Consider the following 18282-nt stretch of genomic DNA (forward strand, 5'->3'; position numbering starts at 1 on the left):
ATAACAAAAGACTCTTCTCATAGCAAGATATAATGATTCCCTACCAAAAGTGATATATTTATGTAACGTACAAGAATAGTTTTATTTTGATTTGCTGTCACTTTTAACATTTCACATAACTCCATTGCAAACAAATGAGTTAGACAAGTACTTTGGATGACAGGAATGACAGGAAAATTAGTTTTAGATAATCTCTATCTCAACAAATAGAGATAGAAGCCTATAGGAACCATTCTCTTATAACAGAGATAAAAAGCTGTTAGGGAGTAACTAAAGACGAACACAATAAAAGAATAATAGTTTATTACTCTTGAAGTTGGATAAACATAATAATTTAACGCAAGATGGGGAACTAATTGCTTTAGACAATTAGCTCCCCAAATATTGATCTGTAAAGAAAGTTATTTATTAGTTACTATAACCAGTGTTCTGCTGATTTTTGAGATTAGAGTTTGCATCAACCTCATAACCAGGAATTGCAGGATATGCCTTATAATAATCTCGGTTGTAACTACGAGCCTCTGTCGTTAATACGTCATGCCAACCACGCGATGCATCACTTGTATAACGAGTGATAGTCTCATTATTACGGAGAGCATCGAAGAAACGTTGTCCTTCACCTACAAGTTCTTTTCGACGTTCCAACAATATGCGCGCTAAAGTAACATCAGAAGCTGTAACCTGCTTAGTGGTATCACTTGTACGATTTTTGATAATATCATTCAAGTACTGAGCCGCTTTTGTAGTATTTCCTAATCTAAAAGCTGCTTCTGCTGCATTAAGATAAACTTCAGAGAGACGAAGTAAAGGAATGTTCGAATAACGAACATCTCCGTTATATGCAGGCATCTTATTCAGATAGACCTTAGCACCATTAAATACTTTCTTTTTATCAGCAGATGGGGCTAAGAATACGTTAGCTCTAACATCCTGTGGATCTTCTGCAAGGAGTTCTACAAAGCTTTTTGTTGCACATACATCCCCATAGCCAGGAACATCGGGGCGATTCTCCGCATACATATAAGCAATACCCTCTCTGTCATTCCAATCTTGTGAATTGGTAACTGAAAGCTCAAAAAGCATCTCATTAGAATGGTTCTTATCGTCCTTTTTCCAAGCTTGAACATACTCATCAGCAGCCCAAAGTTTATTACCAGAATTATTAATAACATCTTCGGCTGTTGAAAGTGCATTTGCCCAATCACCTTTTGTTAAGTAAACACGTGATAACAAAGCCTTAGCTGCATAAAGACTCATATAACCAGTTTCTGGCTTTGTTTCTAAATTACCAGAGCTTATAGCCTCATTCAAATCTTTGATTACTTGAGTATAACACTCTGCAACCGTACTACGGGAAGGTTTTTCCTCTGTTGACATTACCTTTGTAACCAATGGTACGCCTAAAGATGCACCATTATCCTCTGTGTAAGTCTTTCCATAGACACGTGTTAAATCAAAAGTTGCCATAGCTCTTAAGACTAAAGCTTCAGCACGGATTTGACCTATCAATGCCTTTCCGTCCGCATCATCCTTATCCGTCAGTTTTCCACCATCTGCCGCTTCTATGATATGATTTGCGGTTTGAATTACAACATAAGGTGACTGCCATATCGCAGTAGTATTACTAAAATTAGAGGCTGTAGTATATTCCATCTTGTAATAGAACGAAGCACGATTACTACCATACTTATAATTATACTGCAAGTCCTCTCCGTGCATCTCTCCATAAAGAAACATCTGTAAGCCATAATAATCCTTGGCTTGGGACGAACCTTTCAAAGCCGCATACATACCTGTACGCGCTGTGACCATGTCAGAACTGTTATTGATGGCAGTTCCTTCTGAAACACCATCGCTCGGTCTCTGATCGAGAAATTCATCACCACATGATGCCGCACCAGTCATTACAACTACAGCAAGCATAAGGCTATATATTTTCTTATAAGTTCTTTTCATAAACAATATTTTTAATTAATAGACATTAAAAACCAAGTTCAATACCGAAAGTAAAGGTGCGGAGTGCAGGTGTCTGGAAAGTACATACACCATCGACACGCATTTCTGGATCAACATAAAGATCCTTTGATTTCCATGTCAACAAGTTACTTGCAGAGAAGAATGCACGTGCCTTACTCAAACCAATATGTGTAACCCAGTGTGATGGAGCTGTAAATCCGAGTGTCAAACTCTTCAGACGCAGGTAATCAGTTGGCATCAACCAACGAGAAGATACTTCACTTGAATTACCATACTGGAACACTGGCTGTGAGGCATTCGTATCGCCAGGACCTGTCCACATCTTATTGATGTCATAATAAGTTGGTAACTGACCACCGAAGGTATAGTTTCCATTATTATGTTGCCATGTAGCTGCATCAAAAGCCTTACCTCCAAGAGAGAATGTAAAGTTCAGACCGAAATCAATAAACTTCCATGTGATATTATTACTGAAGCCACCTTCTATCTTTGTTTCGTGATTTCCTATAATAACTTTTTTCGCTTCATTAGGATTGACTGTTGTGTTACGTGCATTGCTTGTTCCATCATTGATGTAGTAAGATTCTCTACCAGTATTTGGGTCAACACCAGCATACTCATAGCCATAGTAGCTATAATAAGGTTCACCTACTTTATGAATGCGAACACCACTGATAATCTGATTTTCTTCACCATAAATCTTAGTAAGTTCATTATGGTTATGTCCGAAGTTCAGCATTGTTGTCCATGTAAGGTCCTTTGTTTGGAGGTTGTTACTTTGAATAGTTATTTCATAACCTCTATTACGTAGTGAACCTACATTAACAGCTTTCTTGGAAAATCTATCACTATTATAATAACCAGGCACTGCTGATATTGGTAAATCAAAGATTAGGTCAGACGTTGTACGTACATAATAATCGAAAGTCACAGATATGCGATCAAGTAACGTTAAGTCAAGACCAAAGTTGACAGAACGGTTTTTTTCCCACTGTAATTCAGGATTACCAATACCAACAATAGCCATACCAGATTTTCCATTATAATATTGACCATATTTGTACCAGTTTTGATAACCATAGAAACTACTTGGTAGCGTACCATTCACACCATAACTTGCACGTAACTTACCATCGCTAACAACCTGCTTGATAGGCTCCATGAACTTCTCTGAACCAAAACGCCATGCTGTAGAAACTGACCAGAAGTTACCCCATCGATTGTCTTTTGACAAACGACTACTACCATCACGACGGAAACTCACACCAGCATAATACTTATTATCATAGTTGTAGTTTACTCGTCCTAACCAACTTGCAAGAGTGTAACCACTTACTTTACTCTCTGCACTGGTTGTACCAGCATTACCAAATTCGTAGAGGTCACCAGGATAATCTTTACCACTAATGTAATTATACCTTGTGACATACTTCTCAGTTTCATAGCCTAAAAGGGCATCAATATTGTGTAGACCAAAAGTTTTCACATATGCCAACTGTGTCTGACCATTTAACTGGCTGATAGATCCATTGTAGCGTTGCAGATTACCAGAAGGACTACCGTCATTTGACAAACGGTCCCAAAGTACATCTTCATTATTTGAAGTATAATCGTATGTTATCTTCTCACTCAGACGGAGACCATCCCATATATTCCAATCCAACTTCAAAGAGTTAAAGGCACGCTTGATATCTGTTTTATCATACGTATGCAAAGCCTCATAGATTGGGTTTACACTGGTCAAACTATTTGTTTCACTTCCACGAGCCATGGTTCCATCAGGTAAGTAAGCAACAGAAGATGGACTCTGAATAAATGCGTAATTGGCTATAGGACTTGAGAAAGAAGCTCCTCCATCGTTGGTAAGGTTTTGATTAATCTTTGAGAACAAAGAAGAATATGTCAACGTAAAATGACCAAACTTATGTGTTACATTAGCATTACCAGTGAAACGCTCCATACCTTGATTAGAGAATATACCAGTTTGCTTCATATAAGAAAGTGAGGTGTAGAAACGTGTACTCTCACCACCACCACTCAAGCTAACCTGATAGTTTTGGTGATGTCCCCTCTTAATGAGAAGGCTCTTCCAATCTGTCCACTCTTTAATAGGCTTACCACTTTGATCATATCCCACTATAGGCTTTGATGCAAAGTCTTCAATATTATTATTAGCAAAAGTCTCTGCATCTGTTTCAGACTTACCCTCTTTATAAAGAGCATAGTTCTTCAAACCAAGTAACAACAGTTCACGTCGTTCATCTCCTCCCAATACTGGGCGATAATTAATAGCTACATTAGAGAAACCCCAGTCGCTACGAAAATCGACATGTGTTTTTCCTTTCTTACCACTCTTTGTTGTAATTACAATTACTCCATTTGCCGCACGTGAACCATAAAGGGAAGCTGCTGCTGCATCTTTTATGACAGTAATTGACTCAATATCATTACTGTTAAGAGTCGCAAGCACATTTGTTCCAGATTCATTATAGTTGCCTTGACCGAAGCCATTGACATCTCCTGATATCATAGGCGTACCATCAATAACATACAAAGGTTCATTACCAGCGTTAATTGAACCCATACCACGAATACGGATATTACTTACAGAACCAGGAGCACCAGATGCACTTGTCACAGTAACACCAGGAACCGAACCTGCTATCTTGTCTTGGACAGAAGCTACAGGCACATCAGACAATTTACCAGGGTCAACGTTAGCAGCAGCTCCTGTAAAGCTTGATTTCTTAAAGTTACCATAACCAGTAACAATAACTTCTTCAAGTGAGCCTGCGTCAGGTTTCATTACCACCTTTATGCCGTCTGAAACTGGTACAAGCTGAGTTTTTAGACCAACATATTGCACACGTAACTGATTCTTTCCAGCAGGTACAATAAGGTGGAATTTACCATCAATGTCTGTGACAGTACCCATCTGTGTGCCAGCTACAAGAATAGAAGCCCCAACGACTGGTAGCCCATCTTCTGAGGAAACTACAGTTCCGCTAATCTCTGTCTGCGCCAGCGCTGTTCCTAAACTTAGGAATAGACCGACTAAAAACATCATTAGTCTTTTTTCCATAAATTCTCTCTTTAATTAATATAATAAATAAACTATTTCAGACTCAAACTATTAATACGTAAGGTATTACAAAATGGTACTATCCTAATAGGTATCTTTTTTAACACTTCACAAAGATAGTACACCGCTTTTAAAGTTCCAAGTGGAAGTGAAATTTTAATTAATATTTTCACATTTATTAATATTTCATTTTTACGAAACGACATATTATTGCATGAAAATAAATTAATTATTATTTATAACGGTACATAAAACAGCATATTGTAAGTATTACACTTCCATTCCTTATTAAAGATTAAAATATAATTAAGTATAGAGAGATAAAGTAACTTTAGAGCCAAATCTGCCATTAAATCGTAATAGCGATTATTAATATTACTCCAAACAAGCAATATCACCCGTTTTTTAGAAGAAGAAAATAACTTAACAAACCTGCTTACTAACAATAAAATAAGCCTTTTCTAACAATGAGTTACGCACGAACAACTGACATATTACAAGGTGTTTAGCACTCCGCACCATTGGTGCTAAGGCTTAACACGGTTGGTGCTGACCCTTCGCACCACATGTGCGCAATGACATATGTTTAGCCTCTAATGACCGATTGGGATTCAAAAACAGAAAGAAAGAATCCTTATAGCATATTATAAGGTATAAAGAATATCTTTATTAGGGAATTGTTTACAAGACAACATAAACAATATATAAAATAATAAGAACTTAACCTTACATTTACGCTGTTAGAACCACAAATAATGTAAAGTTATCCTACTGAAGGCATGTAAAGAAAAGTGGGTCTTCAGAATTTTGGAGTGATAACAATCCGTCTAAGCTTAGGTCTCTGACGAAATGTCACACAGAGGGACGGAGAGTACGGAGGAATATCAAAGTAGGCACTGGTAGGCACGGAGGCACCGTCGGTGCATGGAGCGACGGAGATAGTTTGCCAATTCTGTTAGCAATTTATATACAAAGCGTTCATACCAAAAGAATCATTAGAAATCTGTACGCTATACCTCCGTCGCTCTTTGTGCCATCGGCACCTCCGTGATATTGCCTTTATCTCCGTCCTCTCCATAGCTCTATGTGCCTTATTATATAAGCGTTTTAATTTATCACTCCATATTTCGGAAGAACCAGAAAAGTTGCAAGTCAATTGATTGAGAAGGATGGAGTCACAAACAGACTTCACTCAAATTGAATCATAAGACAAAACCCACTATAATATAGTTACCTAACAGATTGTAGGTTCTTATCAGCATCTTGTCTGTCTTTGTAACTTGATGTTAGTACACTATGCTGGCGTTACAATAACAGACAAGATGCTTGACAATACAATAAAATCTGTTTAGAATCATATACTCAATTAGGTTTAGAAGTCAAAAGAGAGCTGCCCATCACCCAAAAGGTTATAACTTTTGCGATGATAAGGTGTGATACCATGTTCCCGAATAGCCTGACGATGCTTCTTCGTTGGATAACCCATATTTGACTGCCAGTCATACTGCGGATATTCCTCAGCCAAGGAGAGCATATAGTCATCACGATAAGTCTTGGCAAGGATTGAGGCAGCTGCAATGGAAAGATACTTCCCATCTCCTTTAACTATGGTTGTTGAAGGTAGATCTTGGTAAGGCTTAAAACGATTACCATCAACGATAACAGCTTCTGGACGTACACTCAACTGGTCCAACGCTCGGTGCATAGCCAAGAAAGAGGCGTTGAGAATATTTATCTTATCTATCTCTTCAGGCGTAACGATACCCACTGCCCATGCAATAGCATCTCGCTCAATTTCCTCACGAAGTGCATAACGTTTCTTAGCCGTCAGCTTCTTTGAGTCGTTTAACAACTCATTCTGATAATCGGGTGGTAGGATAACGGCTGCAGCATAGACACTTCCAGCAAGGCATCCTCTGCCTGCTTCGTCGCAACCAGCCTCTATTAGGCTTTCATAATAATGACTTTTCAGCATGAGCAATAGGTTTTAAAAGTTAAAGAACCTTTCGTTTTAATCTTATATAACAAATATTTTTTGCAGAGTGAACATTCCTTGCACAACATGCAACTACTTTTGCAAACGTAAACCAAGGAATGTTTTACACATCATTTATATATAGCAACAATTAAAGAACAAAGAATATGAAAAAAGAATTGATTCTCACAGAGCGTAACGCATCGTACAACGAGCTTAGTCGTTTCTTCGCAGACGCAGCTGCATGGTTCCAAACTCCAGTAGAGTGGCTACGTAATTATTACAGCTCTGTCCTCGAACGGGAAGTGAGTAGCAAGCAGGCTTCCTATATCACGCAAGCTCAGTTGGCTTTGATTCTGACTATATTCCCGATTGTTTCATCATTACTATTACAAGGAGTCTTCCTTATTTGGTTTGTCTTCAGCCTTTATAAATGCAAGAAGGGATAAGAACCTCGGTGTATACCTTGTATATCTGCAAGAAAACAGGCGTTCATAAGCGTAATGAAACGCATATAAACGCCTGTTTAAATCTACTTATTTCCTTAAAACATCATTGCAATACGCTTGATACCTGCTACCAAAGCATCCACTTCCTCACGTGTGTTATATAATCCGAAGGAGGCACGAACAGTACCAAGGATACCAAGGCGATCCATCAAAGGTTGTGCACAATGATGACCCGTGCGGACAGCAATACCTAACTGGTCGAGCAATGTACCAAGGTCCATGTGGTGAATATCACCGACATTGAAACTGATAACAGCATCCCCGCTGTCATTACGATGTCCATAGATGTGCATACCCTCTATCTCACGAAGTTGCTGAAGTGCATAACGTGTGAGGTCCTGCTCATGAGCAAGGATGTTATCCATCCCCAAGGAAGTAACATAATCGAGGGCGGTTGCAAGTCCATGCGTTGCAATATAATCAGGTGTTCCAGCCTCAAACTTCAAAGGGGGGCGCTCGAAGGTAGTCTTCTCAAAGCTAACACGCTCTATCATCTCACCACCACCTTGATATGGAGGTAGTCGGTCGAGCCACTCTTCTTTACCATAAAGAACGCCCACACCTGTCGGACCATACACCTTATGACCACTAAAGGCGAGGAAATCGCAATCTAAGTCTTGCACGTCAACGGCAAAGTGAGGAACGCTTTGCGCACCATCCACTACTACAGGAACACCGTGTTCGTGGGCGATACGAATCATCTCCTTTACAGGATTGATGGTGCCAAGAACATTGCTTACCTGCGTTACACTAACAAGTTTTGTACGTTCGGTGAAGAGTTTCTCGTATTCTTCAAGCAGAAGTTCACCCTCATCGGTCATTGGAATAACCTTTAGCACAATTCCCTTGCGCTGCTCCTGCAACTGCCAAGGCACAATGTTTGAGTGATGTTCCATGGTAGAAACTATCACTTCATCACCCTCCTTCATACAACCTTCTACAAAACTGGAAGCAACGAGATTCAAACTCTCTGTCGTACCACGTGTGAAGACAATCTCAGTTGTTGAACGAGCATTGATAAACTTCCGCACTGTCTCACGTGCTGCCTCGTGCAAGTCGGTAGCCTGTTGTGACATCCAGTGTACACCACGGTGCACATTGGCATTTACATTGAGGTATTCTTCCCGCATAGCATCCAACACACAGAGCGGTTTCTGCGTGGTAGCACCATTGTCAAGATAAATTAGGGGTTTACCATGGACGGTGCGAGAGAGAATTGGGAAGGATTCCCGAACTTTCGTTATATCGTACATCTTTTATTGGGCTTGTTGGGCTAATAAGGCTTATTGGGCTAATAAGGCTAATAAGCCCAATTAGCCTAACACCAAATTACTTACACAAATCGCAACCTTCACACTTATCAAGCTCACCACGGAAACGCTTCTCTACCAAATGGTGGAGACGGTCGCGCAATGGTTCAAGTTCCATCTTGTCGATTACCTCATTGATAAAGGCAAACTCAAGGAGGAGCTTTGCTTCTTTCTTATCAATACCACGCTGCTGCATGTAGAAGAGTGCGGCATCATTGAGCTGTCCAACTGTTGAGCCATGATTACACTGAACATCATCAGCATAAATCTCAAGCATAGGCTGGGTGAACATACGAGCTGTCTTGCTGGCGCAGAGGTTACGGTTGTTCTCCTGTGAAAGCGTCTTCTGCGCACCCTTACGAACAAGCACACGACCTGCGAAAGCACCAACTGCATTATCATCAAGTACGTACTTGTAAAGTTCGTTACTGGTGCAATGAGGTACCTGATGGTCGATAAGCGTATTGTTGTCAACGTGCTGACTCTTATCAGCTATCACACAACCATTACAGAAGCATTCGCTACCCTCTCCCTTGAAAACAAGGTCGAGCATATTGCGAGTAACTCCATTATGCAATGTAATGACATTGTGGCTTGCACGTGAATCACGCTGCTGCTCAATATATACATTCGACACGCGTACATTCTTTGCATGCGTTTCCTCAAGACAGTTCAACTCAAGATTGGCATTCGCTCCTACATAGGCTTCGATTACCTGTGTAGCAAGGAAGTTACGGTCGTCAGCAGCGTGGTCACAGAAGAGGAACTGCGCCTTAGCACCTTCTTCAAGAACAATGAGTACTCGACGATTGACCATCAAGTCAACATCTGAACGAAGGATATTGATTACTTGTATGGTACGCTCAAGCTGTACATTCTTAGGCACATAGATAAAAAGACCATCTTGCGCAAGCATTGTATTCAAAGCTGTTATAGCATCAGCCTCAGTATTGGCAAGACGACCATAATACTTTGCAACCAACTCTGGACGCTCAGTTGCTACACGGTTCAAACTGTCAACAATGACACCATCATTAAGCTTTGCCTTTGGAAGAGCCTTACTGTAGAACTGATCATTAACTACGAAATAAAGAGAAGTGCTGAGATTTGGAACATCGCACTTGAAGGTCTCATAAGGATTTACAGGAATCTCAAGACGGTTGAGATTCAATCCATAATCAGGTTCAAAGAGCTTCTGCATATCCGTGTACTTATAGCGTTCCACCTTCTTGGTAGGAAAGCCCTGTCGACGGAAGTCTTCAAAAGCCTTATCGCGTACCTCATTGAGCACAGGTGCAGCATGCTCTTTGATGAGTTGCTGCGCCTCTGTATAGAGGTCTATATATTGTTTTTCGCTTTGCATTGTAATTTCTTTTTGGAGGTTTTATCTAAAGGATAGCAGATTAGAGATTATAGAAAAACTAAGTAAACTATGAGTACTATGTTAACTATAAAAACTAAACACTCTAAAGCCAACCATTAATCCTCTGCGTCAACCTCTTCCTTAATCCAATCGTAACCGCGTGTCTCAATCTCCTTAGCAAGTTCAGGACCTGCAGTCTTCACGATACGACCCTTATAAAGCACATGAATAACATCTGGCTTAATCATCTCTAACAGACGCTCATAGTGCGTAATAACAATAGCAGAAGTCGTTTCATTGTGCATCTTGTTTACACCCTCAGCTACAATACGCATAGCATCAACGTCAAGACCTGAGTCTGTCTCATCAAGAATACTAAGCTTTGGCTCCAACATTGCCATTTGGAAAATCTCGTTGCGCTTCTTCTCACCACCAGAGAAACCCTCGTTTACACTACGGCGAGAGAGTGTTGAGTCCATACCAACCAACTGGCGCTTCTCACGCATGAGTGCCATAAACTCTGCAGCCTTCATTGGCTCTAATCCCTCATAGGCACGCTTTGCATTGATAGCAGCCTTCATGAAGTTAGTCATACTTACGCCAGGTATCTCTACTGGATACTGGAAAGACAAGAAGAGTCCCTCATGAGAACGATCCTCAGGCTTCATCTCCAAGAGATTCTTGCCATTAAACAATGCCATACCATCAGTTACCTCATAGAGAGGATTACCTGTAAGTACTGCACTTAGTGTTGACTTACCAGATCCATTAGGACCCATAATAGCATGAATCTCACCATCTTTAATTGTGAGGTTGATACCTTTTAATATTTCTTTTCCTGCGATGGTTGCATGCAGGTTTCTTACTTCTAACATATTATCTTTGCTTTATTTTTTCTTCACTAAAAATATATTAACGAAATCTAACAACATGTCGAATACGAAATCAGAGGTATGATACTCACCACGAGCCATCTTCTCTGTTTTTTCTTGTTCTCTCTGCTCTTCAAAAAGCGATGGCGCAGAGTCATTATAACCCAAGAAAGACTTTGATTTTTTCTTGTAACGTGGTAGGTTACCTATCATCTCCGAGCCTGTAACTGTACGGTAGAGACGAGTTTCAAAGGGCTTGGGTGTCGATGGTAATCCCATCACTGACTGGCATGTAATTGCTGTATCCTGCTTCACATGCTTCTCAATAAGATACTTCTCCCATGGTTTTAACTGCCATGATTGGGCTTGAAGCATTGTTGTAAGCAGCAAGCCAGACGTGATAAGAATGACCTTTCGCATGTTGTTTATTCAGTTATATTATCCTACTGTTCCTTCAAGTGTTACAGAGAGTAGTTTTTGTGCCTCAACCGCAAACTCCATAGGAAGCTTATTGAGTACGTCCTTAGCATAACCATTGACAATCAAACCAACAGCATCTTCAGTAGGAATACCACGCTGATTACAATAGAAAAGCTGGTCTTCACTAATCTTCGAAGTGGTTGCTTCATGCTCAACAATAGCAGTATCGTTGTGGATGTCCATATAAGGGAATGTGTGAGCGCCACAGTCAGAACCTAAGAGAAGAGAGTCACAACTTGAGTAGTTGCGGGCATTCTCAGCATTGGCTGTAGCACGAACCAAGCCACGATAAGAGTTCTGACTATGGCCAGCAGAGATACCCTTAGAGATGATTGTACTCTTGGTATTCTTACCCATGTGAATCATCTTCGTACCCGTATCAGCCTCTTGGTAATTGTTTGTCACAGCAACCGAATAGAACTCAGCCTGTGAGTTATCACCCTTCAACACACAAGAAGGATATTTCCAAGTAATTGCCGAACCTGTCTCTACCTGTGTCCATGACAGCTTTGAGTTCACTCCACGAAGTTCACCACGCTTTGTAACAAGGTTCAAGACACCACCCTTACCGTTTTCATCACCTGGATACCAGTTCTGAACAGTAGAGTATTTTACTTCTGCATTGTCCAAGACAACGATTTCAACGACTGCTGCATGCAACTGATTCTCGTCACGCATAGGAGCAGTACAGCCCTCAAGATAGCTAACATACGAATCATCATCAGCTACAATCAATGTACGTTCGAACTGACCAGTATTAACCGCATTGATACGGAAATACGAACTAAGTTCCATTGGACAACGAACGCCCTTAGGGATATATACAAAGGAACCATCACTGAACACCGCAGAGTTAAGTGCTGCAGAGTAGTTATCACGATAAGGAACTACGCTTCCGAGATACTTACGTATCAAGTCAGGATGCTCCTGAACTGCCTCACCGATAGAGCAGAAGATGATACCCTTCTCAGCCAACTGCTTCTTAAAAGTAGTCTTCACTGACACCGAGTCCATAATGGCATCAACTGCCGTACCACTCAAAGCAAGACGCTCTTCCAATGGAATACCTAACTTATCAAAAGTCTTTGCTAACTCTGGATCAATCTCCTTGTTCTTAGGCTTCTTCGCTAATGGATCAGCATAATAGGAGATATCCTGCAGATGTAACTCTGGCAAATGTAAGTGCCCCCACGTTGGTATAGGGAGTGTCTGCCAGTAACGGAAAGCCTTCAAACGAAAATCGAGGAGCCACTCTGGTTCCCCTTTCTTCTGCGAAATAAGTCGAACGACATCTTCGTTCAGACCCTTCGGAATGACCTCCGTATGTACATCAGTCGTAAAGCCGAACTCATACTTCTGCTCTGCGACTTTCTTTACAAATTCATTATTCTTGTTCTCAGACATTTGTTTTTTGTGATTAAAGAGAGGGAGAATACTCAGGAGTCAAAAGAGTTAGAGGGAGTTAGAAGGGTTAAAGAGAATACCTACCTTTTCAGTATGCTTCTTTACCTCTAACGTTTAGCCCATCCAAATACACTATCTGTCTTTCCTATACCTATTGTTTAATTCATTTAAACCTATCGTTTCAATTCATCCAGCAATAAGTTCTTAGTTCCCACCGTCTCTATTCTCAATACTTAGATACACTCTGTGAACATACAATATGTATGCCACAAAGACCAATGGCAACATTTGTTACCATGAAGAAAAACCGCCTTTACTCCTTTGATGGAGAAAAGACGGTTTTTATATTGTTACAATTTCTGTTCAACCTCAATCTCCGTGAAGGTTTCGATGATATCACCCACCTGCAAATCATTGTAGTTGACAAGTGAGATACCACATTCAAGTCCTGTAGCGACCTCCTTCACATCGTCCTTATAACGCTTCAAAGCATCAATAGGAGCTGTATGGATAACGATTCCGTCACGGACTACGCGACCTTTATCCTTGCTGTGAACCTTACCTTCAGTAACCATACCACCGGCAACAGTTCCAACCTTGGAAATCTTGAAGACCTGTTTAACCTCAAACTGACCAGTGACAATCTCCTTCTTCACCTTGTCAAGCATACCTACCATCGTTGACTTAACATCGTCGATAGCATCATAGATGACAGAGTAAGTATTGATTTCTACACCCTCACGGTCAGCCAAACGGCGTGCATCAGCAGAAGGACGAACCTGGAAGCCGACGATAACAGCGTCTGAAGCTGATGCCAACATTACATCGTTCTCAGAAATCTGACCTACAGCCTTACTGATAACGTTAACATTAACCTTCTCAGTTGATAGTTTGATGAATGAGTCAGACAATGCCTCGATAGATCCATCAGTATCACCCTTCACAATGATATTCATCTCATGGAACTCACCACGAGCAATTCGGTGAGAGATATCAGACAGGGTAAGACGAGTCTGTGTACGCAAGCCTTGCTCACGCTGCAACTGTTCACGCTTGTTTGCAATCTCACGTGCCTCCTGCTCTGTCTCCATAACATGGAAGGTATCACCTGCTGTTGGTGCACCATTCAGACCGAGGATAATTGCAGGCTCTGCTGGTCCAGCACTCTCAATACGCTGGTTACGCTCATTGAACATAGCCTTGATACGACCCCATGAAGTACCAGCGATAACATTATCACCAATCTTCAAAGTACCATTAGATACAAGAACCGTACTTACATAACCACGACCCTTATCAAGTGAAGACTCAATGATAGTACCTGTAGCCTTACGGTTAGGGTTAGCTTTGAGATCCATCATATCAGCCTCAAGAAGAACTTTATCAAGAAGTTCGTTCACCCCGATACCCTTCTTAGCACTGATTTCCTGACACTGATACTTACCACCCCATTCTTCAACGAGCAGATTCATTTGTGACAAGTCTTCACGAATCTTATCAGGATTAGCTCCTGGCTTATCAATCTTATTGATTGCAAAGACCATAGGAACACCTGCTGCCTGTGCATGAGCAATAGCCTCCTTGGTAGTAGGCATCACAGAGTCGTCTGCAGCAATGATGATAATCACAATATCAGTAACCTGTGCACCACGAGCACGCATAGCAGTAAATGCTTCGTGACCTGGAGTATCAAGGAAGGTAACCTTACGACCATTCTCAAGTGTCACACCATAAGCACCGATGTGCTGGGTAATACCACCTGCCTCACCAGCAATTACATTCGTATTACGGATATGGTCGAGCAAAGAAGTCTTACCATGGTCAACATGACCCATGACAGTCACGATTGGAGCACGTGACACGAGATCGTTCTCATCATCCTCCTCTTCACTAACAGCTTCCTGTACTTCAGCACTAACATACTCTGTCTTGAAGTCGAACTCATCAGCAACAAGGTTGATAGTCTCTGCATCAAGACGCTGGTTGATAGACACCATGATACCTACAGACATCAAGGTCGAGATGACATTTGTTACAGGAACATTCATCATTGTTGCCAACTCTGAAACAGTAACAAACTCTGTCAACTTCAATATCTTACTTTCCTTGCGTTCTGCCTTTGCCTCTGCATTCAGACGTTCTTGAACAGCATCACGCTTCTCTTTACGGTATTTAGCACCCTTCTTATTCTGACTCTTGCTTGTCAAACGTGCAAGTGTCTCCTTTACCTGGCGTGCTACAGCCTCATCATCAACCTCTAAAGGCTTCTGATTACGATTGCGGTTCTTCTTACCCGCATTCTTGTTGCCACCGCCATTGTTGTTATTGCCTTTCTTACCATTCTGGTTCTGCTGCTGATTAGCGGCAGCATTGATATCAACACGTTCCTTGTTAATACGAACGCGTTTCTTCTTGCCCTGACCATTACCCTGACCAGCTTTCTCCTCACGCTCTTTACGGCGTTCCTCCTTACTCTTCTTCTTAGGGCGGGTACTCTGGTTCAAAGTGCTGAGGTCAATCTTACCTAAGACATTCACCTTAGGTGTATTTAAGATCTTCTTCTCATTCTTGGTCTGGAACAAACCATTATCTTTCTTCTCCTCTGCAGCTGCAGGTTCAGCTGGAGTATTAGAAGCTGCAGGTTCAGCCTGCACCTTAGGCTCAGCCTTTACCTCAGCCTTAGCTACAGGAGCTTCTTTCTTCTTAGGCTCAGCCTTTACTTCAACAGGTTTCTCAACCTTTGGAGCTACAGGTTTAGCCTCTTCTTTTTTTACAGCAGGCTTCTTGCTTGCATCATGTTTCTCTACCTTTTTCTTCTCCTCTGCAGGTTCTACGGCAGCAGCAGGGGTAGGTTTATTCTCAACAGGAGCAGCAGCTTTCTTTGCAGCTGTCTTATTCAGCTGATCAAGGTCCATCTTTCCGACTGGTTTATACTGCTGACGCTCAGCCTTCATGACTGCTTCGCCTTTATGTTCTGCAGCGCTTTTCTTCTCTTTAGTCTTCTTCTGCAAAAGCTTAGCAGCGTCCTTCTTTACCTCCTTATCATTATTGAAGGCATCTACGAGAGCTTTATACTGACCCTCGCTTAGCTTAAAGTTAAGCTCGTTCTTCACCTCGCCTAACTCTGGCTTCTTCTCTAAGAACTCCACTGCCGTTTGGAGTCCTATATTCAATTCACGAATTGCTTTGTTTAATCTGATGCTCATTAACTTTATTTTTCGGTGTAGGGTGTTGGTTGTTGATATGCCTTTTGGTAGAGAGGGGTTCCGAACATGGAGTTGCTGAATAGTCACACCCGTTAGCTTTCAGTCAACAGCCATCACCCACCAACCAATCACCTTTTACTGTTCAAACTCTGATCTCAATACGTTCAACACGCTATCAACAGTCTCTACCTCCAAGTCTGCCTTTTCAATCAGCATCTCACGTGGAGCGTTGAGTACCTGGCGCGCTGTGTCAAGTCCGATACCCTTAATGGCATCGATAACCCACTGATCAATTTCATCAGAGAACTCATCCAAGTAAATATCCTCCTCAGCATTCTGTTCGTCAAGTTCACGGAATACGTCGATGGTATAACCTGTCAGCATACTTGCCAACTTGATGTTCATACCGCCACGACCAATCGCAAGACTTACCTCCTCTGGCTGCAAGTAAACCTCAGCCTTCTTATTCTCCTCATCAATAGTTAAGCTACTCACCTTTGCAGGAGCAAGCGCACGCTGAATAAAGAGTTTTGTATTTGCAGTCCAGTTGATAACGTCGAGATTCTCGTTGCAAAGTTCACGAACGATACCATGAACACGACTACCACGTACACCAACACAAGCGCCTACTGGGTCAATACGCTCATCAAAGCTCTCAACTGCAATCTTTGCACGCTCACCAGGCATACGAGCAATCTTACGAATAGCTATCAAACCATCGTTGATTTCAGGCACTTCAGCTTCAAGCAGACGCTCAAGGAACTCTGGAGCAGTACGTGAGAGGATAATCTTTGGATTGTTATTCTCATTGTCAACACGATGAATCACCGCACGAACTGTCTCGCCCTTACGATACTGATCACGTGGAATCTGCTCACCCTTAGGGAGAATCAACTCATTATTCTCTTCGTCAACAAGCAGAACCTCACGCTTCCAAGTCTGATAAACCTCACCAGAGATAATCTGACCAACACGATCCTTATACTTGTTATAGAGAGAATCATGCTCCAGCTCAAGAATCTTAGAAGCCAAAGTCTGACGAAGGTTCAAGATAGCACGGCGACCGAACTTATTGAAGTCAACCTCCTCACTTACATCCTCACCTACTTCATAGTCTGCCTCTATCTTACGTGCATCTGTAAGGCTAATTTCCTTATTCTCATCCTCAACTTCACCATCAGCCACAACCACACGGTTACGGTGAATCTCGAAGTCGCCCTTATCAGGGTTTACAATCACGTCGAAGTTTTCGTCACTACCGAAAATCTTAGCGAGTACATTGCGGAAGCTCTCCTCCAAAACGCTCACCAATGTAGTACGATCGATGCTCTTGGTGTCTTTAAACTCCTTGAAGGTCTCGATCATATTCGGACGTTCTTCTTCTATTTTTCTTGCTGCCATAGCTTTACTTGAAACTTATTATGTATTTTGTATATTTTACTTCATCCATCTTGTACGCATGGTCTACGTCCATCTTCACTGGACGTTTCTTACCTTCCACTTGTACCTTCTCATTGACTGCAACAACAAAGTCGTTACCATCAACGCTCTTCAATATGCCTTTGACTTTCTTTCCGTCCTTACCGAGTACCTCAACTTCCTTACCAATGAAGTTCTGATACTGCTGAGGAACTTTGAAAGGCTGACCCAATCCTGCAGAACCTACCTCAAGTTCGTAATCCTCTTCATCACGTGAGAGACGATCTTCGATATACTTGCTCAACTCTACACAATCTTCAATCCACACGCCATCGGCATGATCAATCTCAACGACAATCTTATCGTCAGAACTGATTTGAATGTCAACAAGGAAGTACTCCTTACCTTCCAGCCACTCGTCAACAAGACTTTTTACAACGTTTTTATCTATCATAAGTGTTTTAATATGAAAAATGAGGGACTATTAAAAGCCCCTCATTCCTCTGAACGTTTGCAAAGTTACAAATATTTTTGCCACATTCCAAATGTTTTACGGCTTTTTTATCTGCTTATAAGCGATTTAGATGAAATATATCCAAGGTCTTTCTTCCCCTAAGAAATCTTCGAATTCTAAATTCTTTCATGAAAGAAAATATTTCTTTTCGTGAAGAAAAATATTTTTTCT

Annotated in this window: 12 protein-coding genes; 1 reads left to right on the top strand and 11 read right to left on the bottom strand. The window is 41.3% G+C overall.

Going from position 1 to position 18282, the window contains the following annotated elements; all coding sequences use genetic code 11:
* Nucleotides 1-408: 408 nt before the first annotated feature.
* The 3 genes from HMPREF1505_RS01765 to HMPREF1505_RS01775 all read right to left on the bottom strand — a co-directional run bounded on the left by HMPREF1505_RS01765 (nucleotide 409) and on the right by HMPREF1505_RS01775 (nucleotide 7034).
* Nucleotides 409-1956: a RagB/SusD family nutrient uptake outer membrane protein gene (locus tag HMPREF1505_RS01765; protein ID WP_036921607.1), complete on the bottom strand. Its 1548-nt coding sequence runs from the start codon at nucleotides 1954-1956 to the stop codon at nucleotides 409-411.
* A gap of 25 nt (nucleotides 1957-1981) precedes the next feature.
* The gene (locus HMPREF1505_RS01770) at nucleotides 1982-5059 is read right to left on the bottom strand and encodes a TonB-dependent receptor (protein ID WP_036921611.1); all 3078 of its coding nucleotides are present in this window, start codon (nucleotides 5057-5059) and stop codon (nucleotides 1982-1984) included.
* A gap of 1372 nt (nucleotides 5060-6431) precedes the next feature.
* Complete coding sequence (locus HMPREF1505_RS01775; RefSeq protein WP_036921614.1) at nucleotides 6432-7034, bottom strand: ribonuclease HII; 603 nt, start codon at nucleotides 7032-7034, stop codon at nucleotides 6432-6434.
* 167 nt (nucleotides 7035-7201) lie between these two features.
* On the opposite strand from HMPREF1505_RS01775, the gene HMPREF1505_RS01780 reads away from it, so the two are divergent.
* Nucleotides 7202-7483, top strand: a complete 282-nt coding sequence (locus HMPREF1505_RS01780; protein WP_013264647.1) for a hypothetical protein — start codon at nucleotides 7202-7204, stop codon at nucleotides 7481-7483.
* 95 nt (nucleotides 7484-7578) lie between these two features.
* On the opposite strand, the gene HMPREF1505_RS01785 is transcribed toward HMPREF1505_RS01780, so the two are convergent.
* The 8 genes from HMPREF1505_RS01785 to rimP form a co-directional block, all read right to left on the bottom strand.
* Complete coding sequence (locus HMPREF1505_RS01785; protein WP_036921617.1) at nucleotides 7579-8796, bottom strand: aminotransferase class V-fold PLP-dependent enzyme; 1218 nt, start codon at nucleotides 8794-8796, stop codon at nucleotides 7579-7581.
* Nucleotides 8797-8872: 76 nt separating this feature from the next.
* On the bottom strand, nucleotides 8873-10216 hold the full coding sequence (gene sufD, locus HMPREF1505_RS01790) for a Fe-S cluster assembly protein SufD (protein WP_036921620.1): 1344 nt from the start codon (nucleotides 10214-10216) through the stop codon (nucleotides 8873-8875).
* A 116-nt stretch (nucleotides 10217-10332) separates the two neighbouring features.
* Nucleotides 10333-11091 carry a Fe-S cluster assembly ATPase SufC gene (gene sufC, locus HMPREF1505_RS01795; RefSeq protein ID WP_036921622.1) on the bottom strand — a complete coding sequence of 253 codons (759 nt, stop codon included), beginning with the start codon at nucleotides 11089-11091 and terminating at the stop codon, nucleotides 10333-10335.
* Between the two features lie 12 nt (nucleotides 11092-11103).
* The gene (locus tag HMPREF1505_RS01800; protein ID WP_036921625.1) at nucleotides 11104-11508 is read right to left on the bottom strand and encodes a hypothetical protein; all 405 of its coding nucleotides are present in this window, start codon (nucleotides 11506-11508) and stop codon (nucleotides 11104-11106) included.
* 18 nt (nucleotides 11509-11526) lie between these two features.
* On the bottom strand, nucleotides 11527-12972 hold the full coding sequence (gene sufB, locus HMPREF1505_RS01805) for a Fe-S cluster assembly protein SufB (RefSeq protein ID WP_013264873.1): 1446 nt from the start codon (nucleotides 12970-12972) through the stop codon (nucleotides 11527-11529).
* 350 nt (nucleotides 12973-13322) lie between these two features.
* Nucleotides 13323-16178 carry a translation initiation factor IF-2 gene (gene infB / locus HMPREF1505_RS01810; RefSeq protein ID WP_036921629.1) on the bottom strand — a complete coding sequence of 952 codons (2856 nt, stop codon included), beginning with the start codon at nucleotides 16176-16178 and terminating at the stop codon, nucleotides 13323-13325.
* A 135-nt stretch (nucleotides 16179-16313) separates the two neighbouring features.
* Nucleotides 16314-17579: a transcription termination factor NusA gene (nusA, locus tag HMPREF1505_RS01815; RefSeq protein WP_036921634.1), complete on the bottom strand. Its 1266-nt coding sequence runs from the start codon at nucleotides 17577-17579 to the stop codon at nucleotides 16314-16316.
* A 4-nt stretch (nucleotides 17580-17583) separates the two neighbouring features.
* The gene (rimP, locus tag HMPREF1505_RS01820) at nucleotides 17584-18051 is read right to left on the bottom strand and encodes a ribosome assembly cofactor RimP (RefSeq protein ID WP_004358718.1); all 468 of its coding nucleotides are present in this window, start codon (nucleotides 18049-18051) and stop codon (nucleotides 17584-17586) included.
* Nucleotides 18052-18282: the final 231 nt, after the last annotated feature.

Source organism: Prevotella sp. ICM33 (assembly GCF_000517825.1).
GTDB lineage: Bacteria > Bacteroidota > Bacteroidia > Bacteroidales > Bacteroidaceae > Prevotella > Prevotella melaninogenica.